17 protein-coding genes and 1 pseudogene are annotated in these 24,453 nt (G+C 71.3%); 8 read left to right on the top strand and 10 right to left on the bottom strand.

The genetic code is table 11. The annotated features are described in order from the left end of the window. The first annotated feature begins 96 nt into the window (after positions 1–96). The 6 genes and pseudogenes from IF67_RS0129290 (at position 97) to IF67_RS44405 (ending at position 7,567) form a co-directional block, all read left to right on the top strand. The gene (locus IF67_RS0129290) at positions 97–3,258 is read left to right on the top strand and encodes an alpha-N-acetylglucosaminidase TIM-barrel domain-containing protein (RefSeq protein ID WP_030990729.1); all 3,162 of its coding nucleotides are present in this window, start codon (positions 97–99) and stop codon (positions 3,256–3,258) included. Between the two features lie 49 nt (positions 3,259–3,307). Further along, positions 3,308–3,538, top strand: coding sequence for a DUF397 domain-containing protein (locus tag IF67_RS0129285; protein ID WP_030990728.1), 231 nt, complete (start codon positions 3,308–3,310; stop codon positions 3,536–3,538). A gap of 167 nt (positions 3,539–3,705) precedes the next feature. After that, on the top strand, positions 3,706–5,676 hold the full coding sequence (locus IF67_RS0129280) for a hypothetical protein (protein ID WP_030990727.1): 1,971 nt from the start codon (positions 3,706–3,708) through the stop codon (positions 5,674–5,676). A gap of 194 nt (positions 5,677–5,870) precedes the next feature. Continuing rightward, entirely contained in the window at positions 5,871–6,557 is a 687-nt protein-coding gene (locus IF67_RS0129275) for a TetR/AcrR family transcriptional regulator (RefSeq protein ID WP_078889697.1), read from the top strand. A 145-nt stretch (positions 6,558–6,702) separates the two neighbouring features. Then, positions 6,703–6,816: pseudogene (locus IF67_RS46385) on the top strand (hypothetical protein); the annotation flags it as partial. A 319-nt stretch (positions 6,817–7,135) separates the two neighbouring features. After that, positions 7,136–7,567, top strand: a complete 432-nt coding sequence (locus tag IF67_RS44405; protein ID WP_030990723.1) for a hypothetical protein — start codon at positions 7,136–7,138, stop codon at positions 7,565–7,567. 115 nt (positions 7,568–7,682) lie between these two features. On the opposite strand, the gene pulA is transcribed toward IF67_RS44405, so the two are convergent. From pulA to IF67_RS0129245, 5 genes are all read right to left on the bottom strand, one after another. Continuing rightward, complete coding sequence (gene pulA, locus IF67_RS0129265; RefSeq protein ID WP_234341401.1) at positions 7,683–10,319, bottom strand: pullulanase-type alpha-1,6-glucosidase; 2,637 nt, start codon at positions 10,317–10,319, stop codon at positions 7,683–7,685. A gap of 106 nt (positions 10,320–10,425) precedes the next feature. Beyond that, entirely contained in the window at positions 10,426–11,793 is a 1,368-nt protein-coding gene (locus IF67_RS0129260; protein WP_030990719.1) for an alpha-amylase, read from the bottom strand. Between the two features lie 535 nt (positions 11,794–12,328). After that, complete coding sequence (locus IF67_RS40480; protein WP_158713178.1) at positions 12,329–13,267, bottom strand: DUF6801 domain-containing protein; 939 nt, start codon at positions 13,265–13,267, stop codon at positions 12,329–12,331. Further along, a complete protein-coding gene (locus IF67_RS0129250) occupies positions 13,231–16,239 on the bottom strand; it encodes an NACHT domain-containing protein (RefSeq protein ID WP_078889694.1) in 3,009 nt (1,002 codons plus the stop codon). Before IF67_RS0129250 ends, IF67_RS40480 begins: the two co-directional genes overlap by 37 nt. Beyond that, positions 16,236–16,535, bottom strand: a complete 300-nt coding sequence (locus IF67_RS0129245; RefSeq protein ID WP_030990713.1) for a trypco2 family protein — start codon at positions 16,533–16,535, stop codon at positions 16,236–16,238. The genes IF67_RS0129250 and IF67_RS0129245 overlap by 4 nt, the downstream gene beginning before the upstream one ends. A 395-nt stretch (positions 16,536–16,930) precedes the next feature. Here IF67_RS0129245 and IF67_RS46045 point away from each other — a divergent pair, with 395 nt between their 5' ends. Next, a complete protein-coding gene (locus tag IF67_RS46045; protein WP_234341399.1) occupies positions 16,931–17,083 on the top strand; it encodes a hypothetical protein in 153 nt (50 codons plus the stop codon). Between the two features lie 15 nt (positions 17,084–17,098). Here IF67_RS46045 and IF67_RS0129235 read toward each other — a convergent pair whose 3' ends face one another. The 5 genes from IF67_RS0129235 to IF67_RS0129215 are packed head-to-tail and all read right to left on the bottom strand — an operon-like array spanning position 17,099 to position 22,766. Next, a complete protein-coding gene (locus tag IF67_RS0129235; protein WP_420708727.1) occupies positions 17,099–18,175 on the bottom strand; it encodes a LacI family DNA-binding transcriptional regulator in 1,077 nt (358 codons plus the stop codon). After that, positions 18,163–19,623, bottom strand: coding sequence for a glycoside hydrolase family 13 protein (locus tag IF67_RS0129230; protein WP_030990709.1), 1,461 nt, complete (start codon positions 19,621–19,623; stop codon positions 18,163–18,165). Before IF67_RS0129230 ends, IF67_RS0129235 begins: the two co-directional genes overlap by 13 nt. Position 19,624: 1 nt before the next feature. After that, positions 19,625–20,554 carry a sugar ABC transporter permease gene (locus tag IF67_RS0129225; protein ID WP_234341397.1) on the bottom strand — a complete coding sequence of 310 codons (930 nt, stop codon included), beginning with the start codon at positions 20,552–20,554 and terminating at the stop codon, positions 19,625–19,627. 2 nt (positions 20,555–20,556) lie between these two features. Then, the gene (locus tag IF67_RS0129220) at positions 20,557–21,435 is read right to left on the bottom strand and encodes a carbohydrate ABC transporter permease (RefSeq protein ID WP_380916056.1); all 879 of its coding nucleotides are present in this window, start codon (positions 21,433–21,435) and stop codon (positions 20,557–20,559) included. A 53-nt stretch (positions 21,436–21,488) separates the two neighbouring features. After that, on the bottom strand, positions 21,489–22,766 hold the full coding sequence (locus tag IF67_RS0129215; RefSeq protein WP_030990703.1) for an extracellular solute-binding protein: 1,278 nt from the start codon (positions 22,764–22,766) through the stop codon (positions 21,489–21,491). Between the two features lie 224 nt (positions 22,767–22,990). On the opposite strand from IF67_RS0129215, the gene IF67_RS0129210 reads away from it, so the two are divergent. Next, positions 22,991–24,445, top strand: coding sequence for an alpha-amylase family glycosyl hydrolase (locus tag IF67_RS0129210; RefSeq protein WP_030990701.1), 1,455 nt, complete (start codon positions 22,991–22,993; stop codon positions 24,443–24,445). Positions 24,446–24,453: the final 8 nt, after the last annotated feature.

Here is a 24,453-nt window from a genome sequence, read left to right as displayed (position 1 = left end):
GCTGCCGACGGCCTTCGCCCCCTTGGACCGCGGCTGACCGACCGTTAGCGTGCCCCCGCACGGGACTGTTGTTACCACCGAGCCGTGGGGGCACACGTGAGCCGACCGTCACGACGCGCACTGTTGGGAACCGCCGGAGCGATCGGCGCCGGAGCGGCGCTCGGCGGGGCCGCCCCCGCCGGGGCTTCCGCCCGGAGCCGGGAGCGGGCACCGGCGTATGACACCGCACGGGCGTATGACACCGCACCGGCGCAGGCGGCGCTGGCCCGGCTGCTGCCCCGGCACGCCGATCAGTTCCAGCTGGTGCCGCTCGCCCCGGACGGCGGCGCCGACCGCTTCCGGGTGGCGGGCCGGACGGGCCGGATCACGGTCTCCGGGACCACCCCCGCGGTGCTGCTGACCGGCGTGAACTGGTACCTCAAGTACACCTGCCGGGCCCATCTGTCGTGGGCCGGCGACCAGACGGCGCTGCCGGACCGGCTGCCCGCCCCGGCCTCCCCGATGGAGCGGGCCACCTCTCTGCGGCACCGCTTCGCCCTCAACGACACCCACGACGGCTACACCGCCCCGTACGCGGACTGGCCGCACTGGGAGCGGATGATCGATGTGCTGGCGCTGCACGGGGTGAACGAGGTTCTGGTCACCCCGGGCTCCGAGGCCGTCTACCACCGGCTGCTGACCGACTTCGGCTACTCCGGCACCGAGGCCCGCGGCTGGCTCCCGGCGCCCTCGCACCAGCCGTGGTGGCTGTTGCAGAACATGAGCGGCTACGACGGCCCGCTCAGCAGCCAACTGATCGACAAGCGCGCCGAGTTGGGCCGCAGGATCACCGACCGGCTGCGTGCGCTCGGTATGTGTCCCGTCCTGCCCGGCTACTTCGGCACCGTCCCGGACGGGTTCGCCGCCCGCAACCCCGGGGCGCGCACCGTGCCGCAGGGCACCTGGTCCGGCCTCAAGCGCCCCGACTGGCTCGATCCGCGCACCGACGTCTTCGCCGCGGCCGCCGCCTCCTTCTACCGTCATCAGCAGCAACTCCTGGGCCCCGCGGACCACTTCAAGATGGATCTGCTGCACGAGGGCGGCGACCCCGGGGACGTCCCCGTGCCGGACGCCGCCCGCGCCGTCGAGAAGGCGCTGCGCACCGCCCGCCCCGATGCCACCTGGGTGATCCTGGGCTGGCAGGAGAACCCCCGGCGCGATCTGCTGGACGCCGTCGACCACGACCGGATGCTGATCGTGGACGGCCTCAGCGATCTGGACACGGTCACCGACCGGGAGCGGGACTGGGGCGGGGTGCCGTACGCCTTCGGTTCCATCCCCAACTTCGGCGGCCGCACCACCATCGGCGCCAAGACCCACATCTGGGCCGAGCGCTTCACCGCCTGGCGCGACAAGCCGGGCAGCAAGCTCGCCGGGACCGCGTACATGCCGGAGGCCGCCGAACGCGACCCGGCCGCCTTCGAGCTGTTCAGCGAACTGGCCTGGCGGGAGCGCCCGGTGGACCGCACGGCCTGGTTCGACGGCTATGCCGACCTCCGCTACGGCGCCCGCGACGAGGGAGCCCGCGCCGCGTACGCCGCGCTGCGCACCAGCGCGTACGAGATCTCCAGCAAGGACGGCCGTCCGCACGACTCGGTCTTCGCCGCCCGCCCCAGCCTCGCCGCCCGCTCCGGCACGGTCTGGGCCACCCATACCCCGGCCTTCGACCCGGCGGGGTTCGACACCGCGTTCGCCGCGCTGCTGCGGGTCCGCCCCGCGCTGCGCGGCAGCGACGCCTACCGCCACGACCTGACGGATGCCGCCCGGCAGGCCCTCGCCAACCGGTCCTGGCAGCTGATCGGGCAGCTCCAGGAGGCCTACCGGCGCAAGGACCGGGCGGCCTTCCGTGCGCTGTCCGGGCTGTGGCTGCGGCTGATGCGGCTCAGCGACGAGGTCACCGGCGGGCACCGGCTGTTCCTGCTCGGGCCGTGGCTGGCGGACGCCAGGGCCATGGCGACCGGCCCCGAGGAGGAGGCGCGGCTGGAACACAGCGCCCGTGCGCTGATCACCACCTGGGCGGACCGGGCCACCGCCGACGGCGGCTCGCTCGCCAACTACGCCAACCGCGACTGGCACGGCCTGATCGGCGAGGTCCATCTCCCGCAGTGGCAGGCGTACTTGGACGAACTGTCGGATGCGCTGGCCGCGGACCGGCCGCCGAAGACCTTCGACTGGTACGCCCTGGAAGAGCCCTGGACCCGCGCCCGCACCGGCCATCCGCTGCGCCCGACGACCGACGCCTACCGCACCGCGCAGCGCGTCCACGACACCCTCGCCAAGGCCCCGTACCAGGGCACCGTCACGGTCACCGCCGATCCGTCCGCCCTGCCGCCGGGCGGCCGGGCCACCGTCACCGCGGCGCTGCGCAACGTCAACGGCCTGCGGGCGACCGGCCGGGTGGACTTCGCGCTGACCGGCGTCGAGGCCACCGCGTCGGGCCCGGAGTCGCTGCCGTCGCTCCCGCCCGGCGGCACCGGCCGGGCCCGCTGGCAGGTCACCGCCCCCGCCGGCCCCCTCAACGCCCCCCTGCACCCGCTCCCCTACGACCTCACCGCCGACTACGGCCCGAAGGGCGAGCCACGGGTCCGCGCGGCGCAGCACGGCACCCTGTTCGTGGCGGGGCCGCTGGACAACGAACTCAGAACCGTCACCACCAATGCGGCGGTTTTCGGCCAGTTGGACGACCGGCTGGCCGTCAACGGCGGCGGCGCGGACCTGTGGAAGGCCACCGCCGAGTTCGGCGCGGTCTACCGGCCGGGCGCGCTCACCGCCGGCGGCTCGGTCACCGTCGAGGTCACCTCCCAGGACCCGACCGGCCCCTGGGCCCGCGCCGGCCTCATCGTCCGCAACCGCCTCAGCACGCCGTCCGCCCCGGGCACACCGGACGCCCTCGGCTTCCTCAACCTGTCCGTCACCCCCGCCAACGGCGTCGTGCTGTCCTATGACGCCAACGGCGACGGCGCCCTGGACACCTACCGGCGGATCACCGGCATCACCGCGCCCGTCCTGCTCCGTCTGACCCGCGGGAAAAACGGCGCGGACGGCGGTACGTACACCGGCTCCTGCTCCACCGACGACGGCGAGACCTGGCGCGAAATCGCCACCGTGACCGTTCCCGGAGCCGCCGCCCGGCAGGACACCGGTCTGCACCAGTCCGCGGCCAACTCCGCGACCGGCGACCGCGGGACGGCGGAATTCCGCCGGTGGAACCCGGCCTGAGCGCCGCGTACGCTGACCGGCAACGGACCACGAGCGAGGGGATCACGGTATGAGTGCCGCAGCTGAGAAGGAGTGGCTCTACGCCCTCGACATCTCCGACGCCACCTGGCAGCGCGCCCCCGGCGACGCCGAGGAGGCCGTGGAGATCGCCTACCTGGAGCGGGGCGCGGTGGCCATGCGCAACTCCACGGACCCCGATGTGGTACTGCGCTACACCGAGGCGGAGTGGCGGGCGTTCGTACTCGGCGCGCGGGACGGGGAGTTCGACCTACAGCGCTGAAGCCGGCCGGACCGGCAGATCCAGGGGGTGTCCCCCGGTCTCCGTGGGAGACACCCCCAGCGGCCACCGCGGTCGGCGCACCGCGGTGGCCGCAGCCGTGTACGGTCACCCGTCAGGGCGCCCGGGAGGGCCGGTGACCATCACAGGAATCACTCGTTTCACCGAACGTGAAGCAGCAGCAAGCGACACCCCAGCGTCCGGACCGCACCTCACCCGGCAGCCTCGAGGACATCGGTGACGTCATCGACGTCGAGCAGGCCGAGGCGGCGCTGGTCGAGCACTACCCCCGGCTGGTCCGGCTGGCCTATCTCGTCCTGCCGGCGGGCCAGGGGCGCAGCCGGCGGGTGCTGGCCGCCCACGGAGTGGTGCAGCGGACCCTGCCGCGGCAGCGCAGCTCCACCCGCGGACTCGGACTGCCCGCCCAGCGCGCCGGCACGGACGCGGCGATCGACCCCGGCTATGCCTTCGTGCGGCTGCGGGTCCTGCGCGCCGCCCTGGCCGCGGGACGCTCGCGCCGGTGGCTGCCGGTGCCGCCGCCCCCGCTCCCCCAGGTATGGGGTCTGCGGCTCTTCCCGCGTTCCGGCGGGGCCGATGAACTCGCACTGGACCAGGCGTTGTCGGCGCTGTCCGGGCCGGGCCGGGCGGCGTTCGTGCTGCGCGATCTGGAGCGGCTCAGCGCGCCCGAGACCCGCCGGGTGCTGGAGGCCGCCGGGGTGACGCATCCCCGTGAGGCGCTGGAGGAGGCGGAGCGGGCCACGACGCCGGCCGGCAGCCGGGACCGGTCGCTGCTGGAGTCGGCGGAGTTCGACCCGTGCGCCCTACAGGCCCGTCCGACGGATCTGATCCGGCGGCGGCAGCACGGCCGGGCGGTACTGACGGCCGGTGTGGCGGTGCTGGTGTGCGGGGCGCTGCTGGGGCTGCCGGGCGACGGCTGGGGCCCGGACGGCGCCGCCGCCCCGCCGTACGCACAGAACGCGGCGGCCGAAGCGGCCCTGGATCCCGGAAAGCTCGCGGTGACCTCCGCGACCGCCTGGAAGGGCGCCGCACGGCAGGACTTCTCGGCCTGGCCCGCCCGCGGCGACCGGATCCACGACAAGGCGCTGCTGCGGCGGGCGCTGGCCGTGTGGGCCAGGCCCGGGGCCGGAGTGCAGGTCTCGGCGACGCCCGGCACCCCGGCCGGCCCGGCGTCCGGCCCGGCCCAGCTGCTGTTCGCCGGCGTGGTGGACCACGTGGTGGTGGTGCTCCTCCACGACGGGCTGCGGGTGATCCGCTACGCGGAGGCGGCGGACGGCGAGGGGCAGAGCGACGGCACGGGCGCGGCGCTGGACTTCGCGCGCACGGACGGCGCGGCGGCCGCTTCGGCGAGCGCGCTGGTCGTGAGCCGTACACAGGGCAACATCCGGTATCTGACCGCCCCCTGGGTGACGTCGGCGCGGCTGACCGACCTGGTCAAGCCGGACGCGGCGGCCCGGCCGGTGACGATCGGGGCGAGCGGGATGACCAGCGCGGTGCCCACTCCGCAGCCCGCGGAGAAGTGCACGACCTGGCCGGCCCTGCGGATGGGCGGCCGGCTGCTCACCGATCTCGGTGAACTGACCCCGGCGCGGCTGACATACGGCACACCACGCAAGCCGGGCGAGGTGACCGCACCACGGGCCAGGACCGCCTGGGCGCGCACGGCCTGCCAGCTGCCCGCGGTGCGCGGGATGGGCGTCCGCGCCGTGAACGCCTGGGAGTTCGCCCACCAGCCACTGCCCGGGGGCGCGGGCGACGCGGCCTGGCTGTGCACCCGCGCCGAGACCTGGCGCGGTGCGGGCAGCCGGACGATGGCACAGATCCAGACACCGACGCCGGGCGGGCAGCCCTATGCGGCCGGGACGGTGGCGGCGCGCACCGAGGGCGGTACGGCCTGCGGCCCCCGGGCGCCGCGCGCCCTGGCCGGGGTGTTGTGGAAGGCCACCACCGGTCAGTGGTGGCTGCTGGCGGCGGGCAGCGGGCAGGTCACCTCGATCACCGCAACCGGCAGCGTGCACGGCCGGACCCCCGGCCGCCTGCTGTCCCTCCCGGCGAAGGCGGGCGACCGCGCGGAGCTGAAGGGACAACTGGCGAACGGCAAGGGGATCATGGGGCTGGGCTGAGGGCCGGGGGCCAAGGGCTGGGCTGGGCTGGGGGCTGTCCCGTAGGCCGTCTGCCGCGGATCACCTCGCGGACGGACGTCGTCACCCCGCCGGACGCGTCCTCGTCCGTCCGTACAGGCCCCGCCCAACTCGTGCTCGATCTGTGATTCCACCTGCGATTCCATGGAGCGCCCCGGATCGTTAGGCTGTTTCGCATGACGACCGGGACGCGCCGCAGGATGGGCGTCGAGGAGCGGCGTGAGCAGCTGATCGCCGTCGCACTCGACCTCTTCAGCCACCGTTCCCCCGAGGATGTGTCGATCGACGAGGTCGCCGAGGCGGCCGGTATTTCCCGGCCGCTGGTCTACCACTACTTCCCGGGCAAGCAGCAGCTGTACGAGGCCGCGCTGCGACGGGCCGCCGAGGAACTCACGGCACGGTTCGTGGAGCCGCACGAAGGCCCGCTCGGAGCCCGGCTGTTGCGGGTCATGGAACGGTTCTTCGACTTCGTCGAGGAGCACGGCCCCGGCTTCTCGGCGCTGATGCGCGGCGGCCCGGCGATCGGTTCGACCCGCACCAGCGCGATGATCGACGGGGTCCGGCACGCCGCCTACGTGCAGATCCTCGCCCATCTCGGCATCCCCGACCCCGCCCCCCGGCTGGAGTTGGTCGTCCGCTCCTGGATCTCGCTGGCCGAGACCACCGCGCTGCTGTGGCTGGACGGGCGGCCGATCCCGCGTAAGGAGCTGGAGCGGCAGCTGGTGCACGACTTCGCGGCGCTGGCGACGGTGAGCGCCGCGTACGACGAGCGGATGGCCCAGGTCGTCCGCCGGATCCTGGCCGACGACCCTACGGACGGGATGTTCGCGGATCTGGCTTCTCGCGTAGGCCGCTTCGCTTAGTCCTTCCCACGTTTTCGGCTTTCCCGCCGTCCCGCTGCGCTTGGCCTCCGGCCCACGTTTTCGGCTTTCCCGCCGTGGTGGTTGCTCGCCGTTTACCGCCCGCTGCGCGGGGCTGTGGGTGCGGTGCCACGTCCAGGCCAACCGTCCTTTCGCCAAGCACGCGCGCACCTACAACCTCACCGTCGAAGATCTCCACACGTACTATGTACTGGCCGGCCAGACCCCGGTATTGGTCCACAATTCCAATGGTTGCGGAGGAATTGCACTCGACCGCAGTGGAGTCGATGCAGACCCGATGGCTCTGCATGAATTCGCGGACTCCATTGGCGCGAGATCCTATCACGATTGGCCGTCTGCCGGCGACAGCTGGGTCTCCGAACTCAAGAGTTACGTCAATGACGGAAAGACACCGATCCACTTCAACTTGGACGGAATCACCGATCCCGTGGAATTCGCTCGCAAGGGTAAAGGTATGGATCCGATCATCGATGGGCACGCGGCTGCTTGGGAGCTGAGCTTGATCCAGGACAACCCGAGCATCTGGCCTCGCGTGACGTTCTACAGAAACGGAGTTCCTGATGCCAACCCATTCGCCCACTGAGGGAGGGCAGCAGTCCACTGCGACTCTGCCCCTCTCGTTCGACCGTAAGTTCCGGCCGTGGCGATACAGCATCGGGCATTCGGAGCTGAAGCTTCGGAGTATCGACTCCGACGCAGAGTGTGACTTTATCGAAGTGACATTCTATGGAGTTGTGGGAATGAGGCTCAAAACCGTATACAGGCCGCTCAGCATCGCCCTCGCCGAACCGGCAGAGACCGAGGAGATGTTGAAATTCTCCGAAGTGCGGGAGTCTCAGTCCTCGCGGGTTCACTGCCTGGCGCTGAAGTCGGACAGCGGTGACGGTCTTGTGGTGTGTCTCAGCTACAGCATCTGGTCGCATCCCAGGGAACCCGATGAAGAAAGGCCGGGAGTCCCGCATCGGGAATCCGTGTTGATTCTGAGAGGGTAGTCGAGAAGCCCCGCCCGGATGCCGTCCGGCGGGGCTTCTTGGCATTCCGGCGGCACAGTGACGAGGGCCGCCCTGCCGATTCTTCGGACAGCAGGGCGACGGGATACGTCCCTGCTCAACCGCGACGGTAGACCGCGACGGTCCGGGCCGGGACGGTGAAGGTGCCCGAGGAGCGTGCGTACGACGCGGTGGCGGTGGTCCGGTCAGCGCCGTGCGCCTGGACGGGGTGCAGGGCGTAGCGCTCGCCCGCGAGGTCGCGGACGGTCTGGTGTTGCTGGTGTGGAGTGGCGTTGAAGACGACCACGAGGTTGCCGAGGCGCATGGTGAGCACGCCCGGTGTCTCGGCCTTCCCCGACAGGGGGAACGAGAGCGCCTTTTGTACCGCGGCCGTGGTGGCCAGGCCGAAGGCCGGTTCCGTGGCGTGGATGCGGAGCAGATCGCGGTAGGCGGCGGAGGTGTCGCCGATCGCGGCGCAGCCGGGGCGGAGGGCGGGGTCGGCCAGCAGGGGCTTGGCGTAGGGCCACTTGTCCTTGTTGTCGGCGGCCGGGGGCAGTCCGCGGCCGAAGCCGTTGCCGTCGGCGCAGTTCCAGTGGAGGGCGTTGAACCAGTCGCCGCTGTCGAAGGAGTTGCGGTCCAGGGACTTGGAGCGGAGGAGGTCGGAGCCGGCCTGGGAGAGCGCGGGCCCCTGCGAGAGGGCGGCGGTGGCGAGGGCGAGTACCTGCATACGGGAGCGGTCGGCGGCGCCGGTGCGCTGCGGGAGCTTGTAGGCGAGCGTGTCGTAGAGCGTTTCGTTGTCGTGGGCGTCGGCGTAGGCGAGGGCGTCACCGGGGGCGGCGGCATAGCCGGCCGGGGTGCCGTTGTAGTCGACGCCGGAGCCCTTGACCCGGTGGCCGGTGGTGTCGGTGAAGGTGTAGTCGGCGAGGTTGCCGGTGAGGCCCACCTTGATGAGGTCCTGGTAGCGGAGGAGCCGGTCGCGCTGCTCGGCCGGACTCCCGTTCTCCTTCGAGGAGTTGGGGTCGGTGTACAGGCCCGAGGCGAAGCCCTGGATGCCGGGGTCGCCGTCGAAGGGGCTGCCGCCGCGTACCGCGTCCCGGGCCCGGTCGCTGAAGGTCGCGATGCCGGTCTTGGCCATGTTCCGCTGGGTGGCCTGGACGAAGCGGGCATCGTTCGCGGCCTCGCCGAAGTTCCAGCCCTCGCCGTAGAGGACGAGGGATTTCCCGTCCACGCCGTCCTTCCTCGGTGTCAGCGCGTCCAGCGCCTTGCGGACGGCGAGGATGTTGGCCTTGGGGTGGTGGCCCATGAGGTCGAAGCGGAAGCCGTCGACCTTGTACTCCTTGGCCCAGGTGACGACGGAATCGACGACGAGCTTGCCCATCATCGTGTGTTCGGGTGCGGTGCCCGAGCAGCAGGTGGAGGTGGCGACGCCGCCGTCGTCGAGGAGGCGCTGGTAGTAGCCGGGGACGATGCGGTCCAGTACGGAGTGCGGGTCCTGGCCGCTCGCGGCGGTGTGGTTGTAGACGACGTCCATGACGGTGCGCAGTCCGGCGCCGCTGAGGCCCTGGACCATGCGGCGGAACTCGACGGTACGGGCCGGGCCCTCGGGGTCGGAGGCGTAGGACCCTTCCGGGACGGTGTAGTGGAGCGGGTCGTAGCCCCAGTTGTAGGCGTCGTGGGCGGCCGACTTGCCGACACAGTCCTGCTGGCTGTCGGAGTCGGGGGCGTACGAGGCCAGGTCGCAGCCGGGACGTTCCTGGTCGGCGCGCCGTTCAGGCGTGGTGGCGAAGTCGAAGGCGGGCAGCAGATGGACGTACGAGGTGCCGGAACGGGCGAGGGAGGCCAGGTGCCGCATTCCGTCCGAGCGCCGGTCGGTGAGGGCGAGGTACTGCCCCGGGTGACGGGAGGTGCGGTCCTCGACGGAGAAGTCGCGGATCTGGAGTTCCTGGATGCGCGCGCGGCGCAGCGGCACCGCGGCGGGCTTCGTCAGCTGTGACCAGCCGGGCGGGGCGAGCTTCGGGTCGTCGAGGTCGGTGACCAGGCTGCGCGTCGAGTCCGCGGTCAGGGCGGTGGAGTAGGGGTCGGTCACCTTGTTGGTGACCGTCTTGCCGACGGTGGGGGCCCAGACGGTGACCAGGTAGCGGTACGGCTTTCCGGCCCAGTCACGGGTGCCCTGGACGCGCCAGATGCCAGTGGCGTCCTCGCGTCGCATGGGGACCGTACGGCCGTCGAGTTCGAGGGCGACGGTGCGGGCGGTGGGCGCCCAGACGGAGAGGGTGGGGCGGCCGTGGTGGAAGACCGGGCCGAGTGCGGCGTGCTGGGCGCGGGCGCCGTAGAGGTCGTCCAGGACGCCGGGTATCTGGACGCCGGTGGTGGCGCGCTGCCCGTCGGCCCTGCGCTGGGTGGCGAGGAGCTTGTCGCGCAGCGCGGTACGGGCCAGGCCGCGGTCGCGGGGGTCGACGGTGAAGGCCGGGTAGCCCGTCAGATGCGGATAGGCGAGGCGTTCGGACGGGCTGAGGGTGCCGGGCGTGAGGCGGATGCGCTTGCCGTGCGTCCCGAATTCGAGCTGGGAGGCGGTGCGTTCCGCGCCCTTCCAGATGACGGTGTCACGGTCGATCCACTGGGCGCGGGCGTCGGCCGGGCCGGCCGTCGGGGCGGCGGTCGCGGAGGACGCGGCGGGAAGAGCGGCGGCGCACAGGACCATGGCCACGGCGGCGACGGTACGGCGGAGGGGGCCGTTGCGGAGGGGGCCGTTCACGAAGAGGCTCCTTCAGGGGCGTACGGGTGGTGGGCTTACGGGGCGTGCGGACGGGCACGCCCCGGATGTCGAAAGGCGGCCGGGGTAGCGTCCGGCTCGGACCGGATCAGGAGCAGCCCGTGCGTGCCCCCGTGTGCAGGGCCAGTGCGGTGTCCGGGCCCAGCGTCGCGGTGAAGCGGCCCGAGCCGTCCACCGTCACCGCCCGGCCGCTCTGCACGTCGCAGTAGCCGCCGGCCGGCAGCGAGGTCTGGAAGGTGCGGCTGAGCGCGGTGGTCTCATGGTTGATCACCACGAAGCCGTTGCTGCCGCGGCCGAAGGCGATGGCGTCGGCGCCGTTGTCCCACCAGTGGGTGACGGCGCCGCCGCGCACGGCGTTGCGGAAGGCGACCATGCTCGCGATCTCGGGCCACTTGTGCTGGCACTTCCAGCCCTCCAGCCAGCAGGCGTTCACCTTCCCCCCGTTGGGCGGCCCGGCGTCCCGGTCGGTGAACTCGTAGCCGGAGTGGACGTCCGGTGAGCCGTAGGGCCAGGCCAGCATGAAGACATGGGCGAGGGTGTAGCCGGCGCCGTCCCTGTAGGTGAGGGTGTCGCCGCCGCGCTCGGTGTCGTGATTGTCGACGAAGACAGCGGCCTCGGCGCTCGGCAGGTAGCCCCAGCCCTCGCCGTAGTTCTTCAGGTAGGCGAGGTTCTCGTCGTGGAACACCCGCTCGAGGTCCCGGGCGTAGCGGAATTCCTGCACGTCACCGGTGCCCTGGTACTCGGCCGGGGAGACGGCCTCGCCCGCGCCGTAGATGGCTTCCTGCTTCCAGTAGGCCTGCGGATCGCTCAGCCGGCCCTTGATGTCGGCGAGGTCGTCGGCCGGGATGTGCTTGGCGGCGTCGATGCGGAAGCCGTCGACGCCCAGGGACAGCAGGTCGTTGAGGTAGGCGGCGATCCGGCCGCGGACGTACGGCTCGCCCGTGTCGAGATCGGCGAGGCCGACGAGTTCGCAGTGCTGCACGTTCCAGCGGTCGGCGTAGTTGCCGACCTGGGCCGTGCAGTCGTCGAAGTCGAAGACCGAGTAGGTGCCCGGGTAGTCGTACTTGGTGTACGAGGAGCCGCCCGTGCCCGTGCCGGATCCGGATGACATGTGATTGATGACGGCGTCGGCGACGACCTCGACCCCCGCGCCGTGACAGGCGGCGACCATGTCCGCAAAGGCCGTACGGTCGCCGAGCCGTCCGGCGATCCGGTAGCTGACCGGCTGGTACGAGGTCCACCACTGCCCGCCCTGGATGTGCTCCTGGGGCGGCGACACCTGGACGTAGCCGTATCCGGCGGGCCCCAGGGTGGTGCGGCATTCCGCGGCCACCGAGTCGTAGCGCCACTCGAAGAGGACGGCGGTGACGTCCTTGGTGCCGGGCGGTGCGGCCGCCGCCGGCTGCGGTGCCACGAAGGCCGCCGCGCCCGCCACGAGGGCAAGTGCGGCAGCCATGGGTCTGCGGGCGGAGCTTCTGATCCGGTGGAGCACGGTTCCTCCTGAGGGGGTGGAGTGACCTTGCTCGGCAACGCGCCGTGCCCGAAAGGCCGTTGAACGGCGCCGGTGGGGGCGACGACGCCGGTGTTGCTGACGGTTCTAGCTGCCGGAATCGGTTGTTGCAAGACCTTACGCAAGACATTGCAAGGGTGTTACGTTCCCTGGCAGCCGGTCCGGCCGCCCGGAGGCCCGCCCTGCGGGTCCACGCGCCCGGACGGTTGGACCGGCGCCGGCAGACGGCTCTCCCCGCGGGCGGCTCCTCGGCATGCGCCTGACGGGTGAGGGGCCGACCCCCGCCGCTCCGGGCGAAGAGGGCGCGGGTGATGGCGCGCCCTCTTCGCCCGGAGCGGCGGGGGTGATGGCCCGCCAGGGACCTCCCGCGCGGGTGACGGCGGGCCAGGGGCCTCGGCGTGCGTGCGCGGGGCAGGCAAAAAAAGGGGGCAAGCGGGGAGCAGGCGGGGTCCCGATGCCGGGATCCTGCAAGGGGGTCTCCTCAGCTGCCGTCGGCGGCGCGGCGCCGGCTCTTCCGCCACGCGCCGAGGCAGAAGGCGACGGCGCCCGCGACAAGGGTGCCGACGATCGGCAGAACCAGGTGGCCGGTGTCCTGCCCGGTGGTCGCGGAGTTGCCCGTCCCCCCACCCCGGGTCGCGAAGGAGGTCCGCTCGGGCGTGACGCCCGAGGCCGTCGTGCCCTTGGCGTTCGTGCCCGAAGTGCCGGACGTGCCCGAGGATCCGGACGTGGCCGAGGTGCCGGACGTACCCGAAGTGCCGGACGTGGCCGAGGTGCCGGACGTGGTCGACCCGGCGGCCTTCCCCGGCCCCGTGATCTCGAACGACCCCACGACCTTCTTCTGCCCGGCGTTCAGCCTGCACCGCACGTCGGCCGCGCCCAGAACGCCGCCGCCCGCCTTCCTTCCGACGACGTGCAGGACGATGTCGCCGGCGGTGATCCGCGCATGGCCCGGCCGGCTGAAAGTGAGAGCGGGCGCGGCGCCGGTCGCCGCGACGGTGAAGGAACCGGATGCCGGGATGCTGGTCTTGGCGATGCCGAGGGGAACCCTGATGCGCCTGTCACCTTGTGGCGCGGACACGCCGATATCCGCGGCCACCGTGCCCTCGACGGTTTTCACACCGATCATGCGGACCTTTGCTGTGAGGCCCGCGTCCACTGTCGTCCGCGCACCGACGGCGAATTTCCGGCTGGCTTCGCGGACCGCGACCGACTCCGGAATATCCGTGTCGATCTTCACCGTGAGAGGCTGGTTTTTGATCACCGGGACTTTGCAGGTGTATTTCAGTGTGCGAGAAGCCGGTTGTGCGGCCGCGGTTCCGGCTCCGGAAACTCCCACGATTCCGACGGCAGTCCCTAATGCCGTCACCACCCCAAGGGCGATCCTCACCCTTGGCCTTCCCGTCCTGCGCCTGGCAGCCATTTGGCACCCCCGTGAGTTGTTCCGCCGTGTGCCCCATCGGTACACGACTGGCGGGTGTTACCGGAATCAAGACGCTCTTCCGGTCCCGGACAGTTCCCGGTGTGTTCCGGGTCCGCCCTGCCCGCCCTGCCCGCCGAACCGGATCGGCGAGAGACGTGGTGCGGCTGGGAAACCTGGGTCAGATGGTCTTGGAGACGAGCGTGGCGGAATTGGTAGACCGCACCGGCCTGGCGCAACACACCTCGCCGGTGCGCGTCGTCCAGGAATGCGATCACTGCCCAGGGCAGCCGGCCTGTCAGCGGCAACCACATACGCGCCAGGGCCACCCACTGGCCCCAAGCGGTGAAACTCAGCCCGTATCCGAGCCCGCCCCCGAACGCCGCCTCGATCCCGAACACGAGCCCGGCCAGGAGCCCGCGGACCGGCCCGGGCATGAGCCCGCCGACCGGGCCGGACTGGAGCCCGAAGCCGAGCCCGGCCGGCAGCCCGATCACGAGCATCCACACGAGCATGTGGAAGACCACGTTCTTGCGGTTCGTGCTCAACAAGTCCGAGGCGCTGACCGCGGATCGGATCTCGATGGGAGCTTCCAGCCAGGCCATGATGCCGAGCACGAGCCCGGCGCCGAGCCCGAGTTCGAGCGGGAACAGGATGGCGCCCACGAGCCCGCCGTCGAGTCCGTCGTCGAACCCCAGCGGCGCGACCACGCACCTGTCCACGAGCACCAGCGCAAGCGCGACCAGGACCCCGAAGCCGAGTCCCAGCAGGGACCTGCGGACGAACCTGGCACGCGTCTGCCGGGTCCCGCCGAAGAGCTGTATGCGTACGCGCGAGGGCTCACGTGGCGCGCCCCCGGACACGAAGCCGTACACGAACCCGAAGACCAGCCCGGCGAGGAGCCCGTGCAGGAGCCCGACCATGAGCCCCCGACCGAGCGCGAACCCGAGCCCGTGCTCGGTCGCGACCAGGTCCACGGGCACGTTCCCGATCCCGGTCGTCACCCCGAAGGCCAGTGCGGCCAGGAACCCGACCACGAGCATGCGCGAGGAAAGGCGCATGGTGGTGCCCAGTTCCCACCAGGCGAGGTCGCGGGTGTCGAGCTCGTGCAGGTGCGCGGCGAGGTAGCCGAGCCAGCGCTGGACGCGTTCGGGGTGCCGGCGACGGCGACGGCTGGTGCCGCGGCCGGTCGGCGTGGGGTCGTAGACGGCCGGGATGAAGGCGCCCAGGAGGTGGTCCTGGAGGGCCTCCGGGGAGGCGAACTTCTTGACGTCCAGAAGTTCTGAGGGCCGGTGCCCGGGAGTGCCTCTGTAGACGGTGCGGGCCAGGGCGGCCATCAGCGGGGTCGCGAGCACCTTGGCGACGTTCGCCGCGCCCGGACTGTCCGGCTCTGCGCGCAGCCGGGCCAGGACCGGTTCCCACGCGGTACTTTCCTCGCCGCCGTCTCTGACCGGTCGGCTGCCCCGGTGCAGGTATTCGGCGTAGTCGTCCACGGTGAGATCCGCCAGCTCGATGACGGCGGCCTCGCTGAGCACACTGTTGTCCTCCACGGCCCGGCTGTACTCCGCGGGGCGGCTGGTGAGCAGCAGCGGCATGGTGGTGCGGTTGAGCGCGCGGAGCGCCGCACCGTGCAGACCGCTTGCGATCTCGTCGAAACCGTCGAGAACAGGAAGGATCTTGTCCTCGTCGAGCAGGAGACCGGCCAGGTTCCCGCCGTGCCCGGCGGGGGCTTCCAGGAAGGGGTAGTCGCGCACCAATTGGCTGCACAGCCAGTCATCCAGTGAGGTGGTGGCCGGATCCCATGACCCCAGTCCGAAGATCACCGGCACCCGGTCGCCGGCGGCGCGGGCCCTCAGCCGGTCGAGGACGAAACGCAGTGTCAGGACCGTCTTGCCCGACCCGGCCTCCCCCAGCACCACCAGCCGACGGGACGGAACGGACTCGTACACCTCCACGATCCGGTCGAGACGGCCGTCCAGCGGGAGGGGCTCCGAGACCGTCCCGAACGGGGCCCGGCGGATATTGGCCCAGTGATCGAACACATTCCGCTCGGTGCACCCGAAGCGCACGGCGAGCGGGAACGGTTCCCCCGCTTGCTGCCACTGCCCCTCGCGACGCCATTGCTCGTACACATCCCGGGCGAGTTTCCCGGCCGACTCCTGCACCTCCGGCGCCTCGTCCGGCTCCGGCGTTTCCAGCGGCCGCGGAGGCGACGGCAGCGGGAGCCGCGTGAGTCGGCCGGCATCGGCCGGCAGGCCGATCAGATCGCTGAGTGCGCCGATCCGGTCCGGAGCGAGGCGGTACCAGCGCTTCACCTGGCTTGCCGCGAACCTGCCGAGCCCGTCGAAGCGGTGATGCTCACTGACCACCCCGATCACATACCCGCCGCTCCACACCGCGGCCCCCGACATCCCCTCCCAAGGGGAACGGCCCGGCTCGGGGTCGTACTCGGGCGGCTCCACGGAGATCTCCAGGCTGCCCGCGCGCAGGTACGACAACGGTGTGGTCGTGCCGCGCGCGTGGTGAGAATCCCGGTACCACGGGGGATCGTCACGGTCCGTCGACGCCGTATCGGGGCGCAGCCGGAACCGTGGAAAACCCAGCGCTTCGCACTCCACGGGCTGCGTGATCCCGGCGAACCGCACCGGCGGGACCTCGGCGCCGCCCGGTCCGCCCGCGCTCACCTCTCCCGCGCTCACGTCCCTCGCGATCTGGAGCACCGCGATATCCATCGCCTCGTCCGCCCAGACCGGCTCGGCGGGCAACTCCGTTGTGCCACCGTCCTCGGCGAAGAAGCGCAGCCGTACCGAGACCGCCTCACTCACCACATGCGCGGCGGTGAGCACCGCGTGCCCGCTCACCTGGTAGCCCGACCCGCGCCGCCCCTGGCCCGCCCGCCGTGTGGTGAGGACCTGGACCACTCGCCCCGCGTCGAGCCCGTCCGGCTCGGCCGCCCTGCTGCCCACGGGGTTCATTGCTCGTTTTTGCCGGTGATTCCGGAGACGTAGGCCGGGTGGCCCGACCGTGTGAGGGTCGGTTGCAGGGCCAGGGTGATGCGCTGGGTCGCGGTGGCTCCCACCGTCGCGTCCACACCGGACTCCACCACCCAGAACCGCACCTTCGCCCCGGCGTGCCCGGTTCGCTCCAGAGCGACCGACACCTCCAGCTCGATCGTCCCCAACTCGAAGCGCAGCGCCGCACCTTCCGCCGCGACGACCGCCTGTTCCAACTCCTCCCGCAGATCCCTGATCACACTGGCCAGTTCGATCACTCCACGCCCCTTCACCCCGAGCCCACCGCCCGTAACCGGCCGGTCACCGAGGACTGTAGTCCCGCGATGCGGGCACCGGCCGCCTATCACCACGAAACCCCTCGGAATCCGGCCTCCAGAGGCCCAGTCCGACTTGGACCAGCACCTTGCCGACCGGGCCTCGGCCGACGACTGCAATGGCTGGCAACCGAGGGCCACCGAACCCGGATGGCCCCGGTGCTCGGGCGTCCGCCGGTCGCGTGGGACGTCGGCCGCCACGTCTCGATCGTCCGCGCGGGGTTCGCCGCCGGGTACGTCGACGAGCCGGGTGGCCGGCAGTTGCTGAGCAGTGCGGTGGCGCCCGTGGGTCCTGGCAGCAGTTCGCCGAGGACTTCGTGGCCGGGCGGGAGCTGTGGATGCGCACGGCGGGTGGCGAATGGCCCGGATCGCAGGAGGGCACTGTCAGCGCGGTGTGGGGCCTGCTGGATCCCACACACCGTGAAAGTCCCTGGCAGCAGGTGCCGTGGGAGACCGTCTACCAGGTCGACCAGCGGATCGGCGGACACTGACGGAGGGACCCGCTCTCACTGTCGCACCGACCCCGTCGACCCCCGCACCACCAACTCCGGCTGGAAGACGAACTCTGTGCGCTGCGGCGGAGTCCGGCGGCCCTGGGCGCGTTCGTGGATCTCCTCGATCAGGGCGCCCACCGCCGCCGTGGCCATCGCCTGCACCGGCTGGCGCACCGTGGTCAGGGGCGGGTCGGTGAAGGCGATCAGCTGGGAGTCGTCGAAGCCGACGACCGAGAGGTCGCCCGGGACGTCCAGGCCGCGCTGGCGGGCCGCGCGGACGACGCCGAGCGCCATCAGGTCGCTGCCGCAGACGATGCCGGTGCAGCCGTCGTCGAGCAGTGTGGCGGCTGCGGCATGGCCGCCCTCCACGCTGAACAGCGTGTGCCGGGTGCGCCGTTCGGCCTGCCCCCTCGACAGGCCGAACGACTCCCCCAGCGCCGCCGCGAAGCCCTCGGCCTTGCGGCGGGAGGGCACATAGCGGGCCGGGCCCACGGCGAGCCCGATCCGTTCGTGCCCCAGCTCGGCCAGGTGGCGCACGGCCATCCGGGCCGCCGCGCCGTCGTCGGGTGAGACGAACGGTGCGTCGATGTGCGGGTTGTAGCCGTTGATGAGGACGAAGGGGACGCCGCGCGCGGCCAGGCGGGCGTAGCGGGACGAGTCGGCACGGGTGTCGGCGTGCAGGCCGGAGAGGAAGACGATGCCGGTGACACCGCGCTCCTCCAGCTGTTCGACGAGTTCGTCCTCGGTGGCGCCGCCCGGCATCTGGGTGCAGAGCACGGGGGTGTAGCCGTGGCCCGCGAGTGACTGCTCGATGATCTGGGCGAAGGCGGGGAAGATCGGGTTGGTCAGCTCGGGGATGACCAGGCCGACCAGCCCGGCGCTGCGCCGCCGCAGCCGTACCGGGCGCTCGTAGCCGAGGACGTCGAGCGCGGCGAGCACCCGCTGCCGGGTGCTCGCCGCCACGCCCGCCTTGCCGTTCAGAACCCGGCTGACGGTCGCCTCGCTGACCTGCGCCTGGGCGGCGATGTCGGAGAGCCGGGGGGTGGTGGCCGGGGTACCGCCGGGATCGGTCAGGGTCACTCCTCCCACCAGACGGCGGTATCGGCGGGAAGCGTGAAGTCCCCCGCGGAGGTGTCCAGTTGGCGGGAGGCGAGCAGCGGCCGGCCGGGGGTGGGCAGACGGGCCGGGGCCTCGGTCGTGTTGACCGTGCAGACCAGGCCGCCGGGGCGGCGGAAGGCCAGGACGCCGTCGGGGGCGTCCAGCCACTCGACCGCGTCGCCCGCGCCGAGGCCGGGGTGGGTGCGCCGCAGACCGAGGGCGGTGCGGTACAGCTCCAGGGTGGAGGCCGGGTCGCCGGTCTGGGCCTCGACGGTGAGGGCGGCCCAGTCGGCGGGCTGGGGCAGCCAGCTGCCGCCGTCGCCGAAGCCGTACGGGGGTGCGTCGCCCTGGTAGAGGTAGGCGGAGCCGGGCAGCGCCAGCATCAGCAGGGTGGCGGCGCGGGCGCGGGCGAGGCTGCCGCCGAGGCGGGTGGTGTGGCGTACGACATCGTGGTTGGACAGCACCCAGGTGGTGGGCGCCGACACCGGACGCATGGCGTCGAGGGAGGAATCGATCGCCTCGCGGAGGGCGGCCGCGTCCCACCCCGTGCTCAGGTAATGGAAGTTGAAGGCCTGGTGGAGCTCGTCCGGGCGAAGGTAGAGGGCGGTGCGGTCGGCGCTGGGGGTCCAGGCCTCGGCGACCGCGATCCGGTCCCCGTCGTACTCGTCCAGGACGGTGCGCCAGGAGCGGTAGATGTCGTGGACGCCGTCCTGGTCGAAGAACGGCAGGATCTGGTTGCCGAGCAGTTTCAGCTGCTCGCCCCGGCCCATGTCGGGCAGGCCGGGGGCCTTGACCAGACCGTGGGCCACATCGACCCGGAAGCCGTCGACGCCCAGGTCCAGCCAGAAGCGCAGGATCGAGCGGAACTCGTCCTGGACGGCGGGGTGGTCCCAGTTGAAGTCGGGCTGTTCGGGGGCGAAGAGGTGGAGGTACCACTCACCGTCGGGGACCCGGGTCCAGGCGGGGCCGCCGAAGAGGGACTCCCAGTCGTTGGGCGGCTCTTCGCCGTTCTGGCCCCGGCCCTTGCGGAAGTGGAAGCGCTCGCGCAGTACCGAACCCGGGCCCTCCGCAAGTCCGCGGCGGAACCATTCGTGCTGGTCGGAGCAGTGGTTGGGGACAAGGTCGACGATGATCCGCAGGTCCAGCCGGTGGGCCTCGCGGATGACGGCCTCGGCGTCGTCCAGGGTGCCGAACATCGGGTCGATGGTGCGGTAGTCGGCGACGTCGTACCCGGCGTCGGCCTGCGGGGAGGCGTAGAAGGGGCTGAGCCAGACGGCGTCCACGCCCAGGTCGCGGAGGTACGGCAGCCGGCTGCGGATACCTGCCAGGTCCCCCATGCCGTCGCCGTTGCCGTCGGCGAAGCTGCGCGGATAGACCTGGTAGATCACCGCGTCGCGCCACCAGTCGGTGGCAGGAGTGCTGTGGTGCTGTGAAGTCATCTCAACCCTTGGTGGTGCCGGCGGTCAGTCCGGCTACGAGGTGTCGCTGGGCGAAGGCGAAGACGAGCGCGGCCGGCACGGCGATGATCACGGCGGCGGCGGTCATCGAACCCCAGTCGTTGGTGTACTGGTTGACGAAGGTCTGCAAGCCGCCCGCGAGCGTCAGGTTCTCCTCGCCGGTCATGAAGGCGGAGGCGTAGGCGACCTCGGCCCAGGCGGTGACGAAGGTGTAGAAGCCGGTGACGGCCAGCCCCGGTCTGGCGAGCGGCAGGACCAGGCGCCAGAAGGTGCCGAAGGGGTTGAGGCCGTCGACCCGCCCCGATTCGTCGATCTCCACCGGGATGGTGTCGAAGTAGCCCTTCATCATCCAGGCGCAGAACGGGACGGCGATGGTCAGATACGTGATGACCAGGCCCGCGGGCTGGTTGAGCAGGCCGAGGCTCGCCAGCAGGTTGTACAGCGGCACGATCAGCACCGCGACCGGGAACATCTGGGTGATCAGCAGCAGCCACATCAGCGGGCGCATACCGGGGAAGCGGAAGCGGCTGACGGCGTAGCCGGTGGTGGCGGCGATGAACACACCGAGGACGGTGGTCAGTCCGACGACGATCACGGAGTTCTTGAACCAGGTCAGGAACTCGGTGTCGGCCAGGACGTGGGTGTAGTTGGCGAGGGTGAAATGGGTGACGATGCTGGTGGAGAAGGCGTCGTTCTTCGGTTTGAAGGACGTCACCAGCAGCCACAGGGGCGGGAAGACGGCGACGACCGCGGCGACGGCGAGGGCCGCGTGCAGGCCCAGGGACGCCGGGCGGGACCGCTCGTTGCGCTTACGGGTCGTGCTCGTACGGGATGTGCTTCTACGGGACGTGCTCGTCGCCGTTGTGCCCGGTGTGCGGGTCGTGCTCGTGGGGTTCGTGCTCGTGGGGGTCATGGTCACCACACCTCTCCCTGCTTGCGCAGCGCCCGGCGGTAGACGACCGCGACGACCGAGAGCAGGACCAGGATCAGTACGCCCCACGCCGCGGACTCGGAGAAGTTGCGGGGGCTGTCGATGAAGGAGAGCCGGTAGGCGTAGGTCACCAGGATCTCGGTGGCGTCGCCGGGGCCGCCCCGGGTCAGCAGGAAGATCACCGGGAACATGTTGAAGGTCCAGATGGTGGAGAGCAGGATCACCGTGCTGCTGACCGCGCGCAGTCCGGGCACGGTGATGTTGCGGAACCGCTGCCAGGGCCCTGCGCCGTCCATCTCGGCGGCCTCGTACAGCTCGCCGGGTATGGACTGAAGGCCGCCGAGCAGCGCGACCAGCATGAAGGGCACACCCAGCCAGACGTTGACGGCGATGACCGAGAGCTTGGCCCAGGTCGGGTCGTTGAGCCACGGGACCGCGTCGATACCGCCGCCGGCCAGCAGCTTGTTGAGGATGCCGCTCTTCTCGTTGTAGAGCATCCGCCAGGTGAAGACCGAGATGAAGGCGGGGATGGCCCACGGCAGGATCAGGGCGAGGCGGTAGAAGGTGCGGCCGCGCAGCGTGCGGTTGAGCATGTTCGCCAGGGCGAGGCCGATGAGGAAGGTCAGCGAGACACAGCCGACGGTCCACAGGACGGTCCAGCCGAGGCGGTCCCAGAAGACGCTGTCGGAGAGCACCGCCCGGTAGTTGTCCAGGCCGGTGAACTTGTACGTGGCGGGGAGGTGGTTGACGCCGATGTTCCGCTCGACGTTCGCCTCATTGGCATCGGTGAGGGAGAGGAAGACGCCGCGCACCAGCGGATAGCCGATGATCACCCCGATGACCAGTACCACCGGGGCGACCATCGTCCATGCGTACCAGTGGGTGCCCAGCGCCCGGCGCACCCGTACAGCAAAGGTCACTTGTAGTCCTTGAGCAGCTTCCGGTAGGCGTCGCCGGTCGCCTTGGCGGCCTGCTCGGGCGTGGCGGAGCCGGTGAGCACCTTGTTCATCTGCACCTTGATCGGCTCGAAGAGGGAGTTGCCCTCGGCGATCCAGGGGCGCTGCACGGCACCGTCGACAGCGGGCTTGAAGAACTTGACCATCTCGTTGTTCTTGACGGCCGGCACCTCGTACACGGACTTGCGGGTGGGCAGCAGGCTGAGCTTCTCGTTGGTCTGCTGCTGGACCTTGGCCGAGCTCATGTACTTCACGAAGGCGTAGGAGGCCTGCAAGTTCTTGCTGCCCGCGTAGACGGAGAGATTCCAGCCGCCCTGCGGGGAGCCCTGGGCGGTGCTGCCGCCGGGTACGGGGGCGACGCCGAGGTTCTTCTTGTCCTTGAAGGACTTGCCGGCGCGGGCGCCCTCGATGTCCCAGGGGCCGTCGACGGCCATCGCGACCGTGCCGTCCTTGAGGGCCCTGAGCTGGTTCTCCTGGCCGTCGGTGGCGTCGGTGACCGCGGCCTTGGAGTCGACCAGGCTCTTGATGGTCTTGAACGCCTTGACGCCGGCGCCGTCGTCGATCTCCACGACCTTGTCGCGGGCGTCGACCATGTTGCCGCCCTCGCCGTAGAGGTAGGGCAGGAACCAGTAGGGGTCGTCGCCGCGCAGATAGAGGGCGGTGGCGCCGGTCCTGGCCTTGATCTTCTTGGCGGCGGTGGCCAGCTCGGCGAAGTTCCTGGGCACCTCGACGCCGGCGTCCTTGAGGAGCTTCTTGTTGTAGAAGAGGGCCAGGGTGTCGATGACCTGGGGTGCGGCGTAGGTCTTGCCCTTGAATTCCGTGGAGCCGACGGCCTGCGGCAGGTAGTCGTCGGTCTTGTCGAGGGCGGGGGTGCCGTCGAGGGGTGCGAGGTAGCCGAGGTTGGCGAAGTCGGCGACCCAGGCGACCTCGGTGCGCATCACGTCGGGGGCGCCGGAGTTGCCGCCGGCCGCGTTCTTGAACTTGGCGTTGGCGTCGCCGAACGGCACGTTCACATATTTGACGTGGACCTTCGGGTGCTCTTTCTGGAAACCTTCGGCAAGCTTGCGGTACGTCGCCTTCTCGGCGTCGTTGGAGGTGTCCCAGAAGGTAACGGTTCCGGACAGTTCGCCCCCACTGTTGGCGCCGCCGTCGCTGTCACCTCCGCCGCACGCCGTCGCCGCCAGTGCCAGGCCCGCTACCAGCGCGGTGGCCGTTACGCCCCGTATGCCACGCCGCATGTGAACTCCTTAGGGAAATGCCTCAGATGGCGGTCAGGAACGTAACAGCGCTGAAAACAAACCGAAAGACCTTGCGGCAATTTTCTGCAAGACTGTGGGAACGAATTGCAACGAGATGGCTGGAACGGGACCCTCCGGACGCCCTCGTCACCGTCACCCCGCGCCCGTCCGAGCGTTGATTCCGTGAAGGCACCGACGCCTCTTGACCTCGACAGGGACGGCAGATGACCCAGGAGCTCACTTCCCCCAGCCCCGCCCCCCAGGCCCCCGGAACGGGCCGAGGTCCGGGGTGGTGGCGCGACGCCGTCATCTACCAGGTGTACGTGCGCTCCTTCGCCGACAGCGACGGCGACGGCATCGGCGATCTGCGCGGGGCCCGCGAGCGGCTGCCCTACCTCAGGGACCTGGGGGTGGACGCCGTCTGGCTCACCCCGTTCTATGCCTCACCGCAGGCCGACGGCGGCTACGACGTCGCCGACTACCGCGCCGTCGACCCGCTCTTCGGCACCCTCCAGGACGCCGACGACCTGATCCGCGCCGCCCATGACCTGGGCCTGCGGGTGATCGTCGACATCGTCCCCAACCACACCTCCGACCGGCACCCGTGGTTCCAGGACCCCGTGCTCGCCCGGCAGCGCTACCTCTTCCGCCCCGGCAAGGGCGAGAGCGGCGAACTCCCGCCGAACGACTGGGAGTCGGTCTTCGGCGGCCCGGCCTGGACCCGTACCGACCACGGCGACTGGTATCTGCACCTCTTCGCCCCCGAGCAGCCCGATCTGAACTGGGACAACCCGGAGGTGCACGCCGAGTTCGAGGCCATCATGCGCTTCTGGCTCGACCTCGGGGTGGACGGCTTCCGGGTCGATGTCGCCCACGGCATGATCAAGGCGCCCGGCCTGCCGGACATCGGCCACGGCGCCCAGGCCCAGCTGATCGGCGCCCAGGTGCTGCCGTTCTTCGACCAGGACGGGGTGCACGCCATCCACCGCGCCTGGCGCCGGCTGCTGGACGGCTACGGCGACGCCCGCGGCAAGCAGGTGATCGGCGTCGCCGAGGCCTGGGCGCCCACCGGCGCCGCCACCCTGCTGATGCTGGCGCTGCCCGGCTCCGCCTACCTCTACCAGGGCGAGGAGCTGGGCCTGCCCGAGGTCACCGACCTGCCCGACGAGGCCCGCCAGGACCCGGCGTTCTTCCGCGGCGGCCGGGCGACGGGCGCGGCAGGACCCGGCACGGACACCGAGTCCGCCCCCGACGGCGTCGCCGCCGGCGGCCAGGACGGCTTCCGCGACGGCTGCCGGGTACCGCTGCCCTGGTCCGGCGAGCTGCCCCCGTACGGCTTCGGGCCCGGCGGCAGCTGGCTGCCGCAGCCCGCCGGCTGGGGCGGCCTCACCGTCGCGGCACAGACCGGCGACCCCGCCTCCACCCTGGAGCTCTACCGCGCCGCCCTGGAACTACGGCGCCGGCTTCCGGGGCTGGGCGACGGCCCGATGAGCTGGGCTCCCGCGCCCGACGGGGTGCTCGCCTTCACCCGCCCCGGACTGCTGTGCACCGTCAACACCCTGGGTCACGACGTCGGACTGCCCGCGCCCGGAACGCCGCTGTTGTCCAGCGCCCCGGTGACCGTCGACGACGCCACCGCCCAGCTCCCCGGTGACAGCTGTACCTGGTGGGCAATCTGACAGCAGAC

Source organism: Streptomyces sp. NRRL S-1813 (genome assembly GCF_000719605.1).
Taxonomy (GTDB): domain Bacteria; phylum Actinomycetota; class Actinomycetes; order Streptomycetales; family Streptomycetaceae; genus Streptomyces; species Streptomyces decoyicus.
The sequence above is the reverse complement of the archived record's forward strand: the minus strand, read 5'-3'. Positions and strand labels throughout refer to the sequence as shown.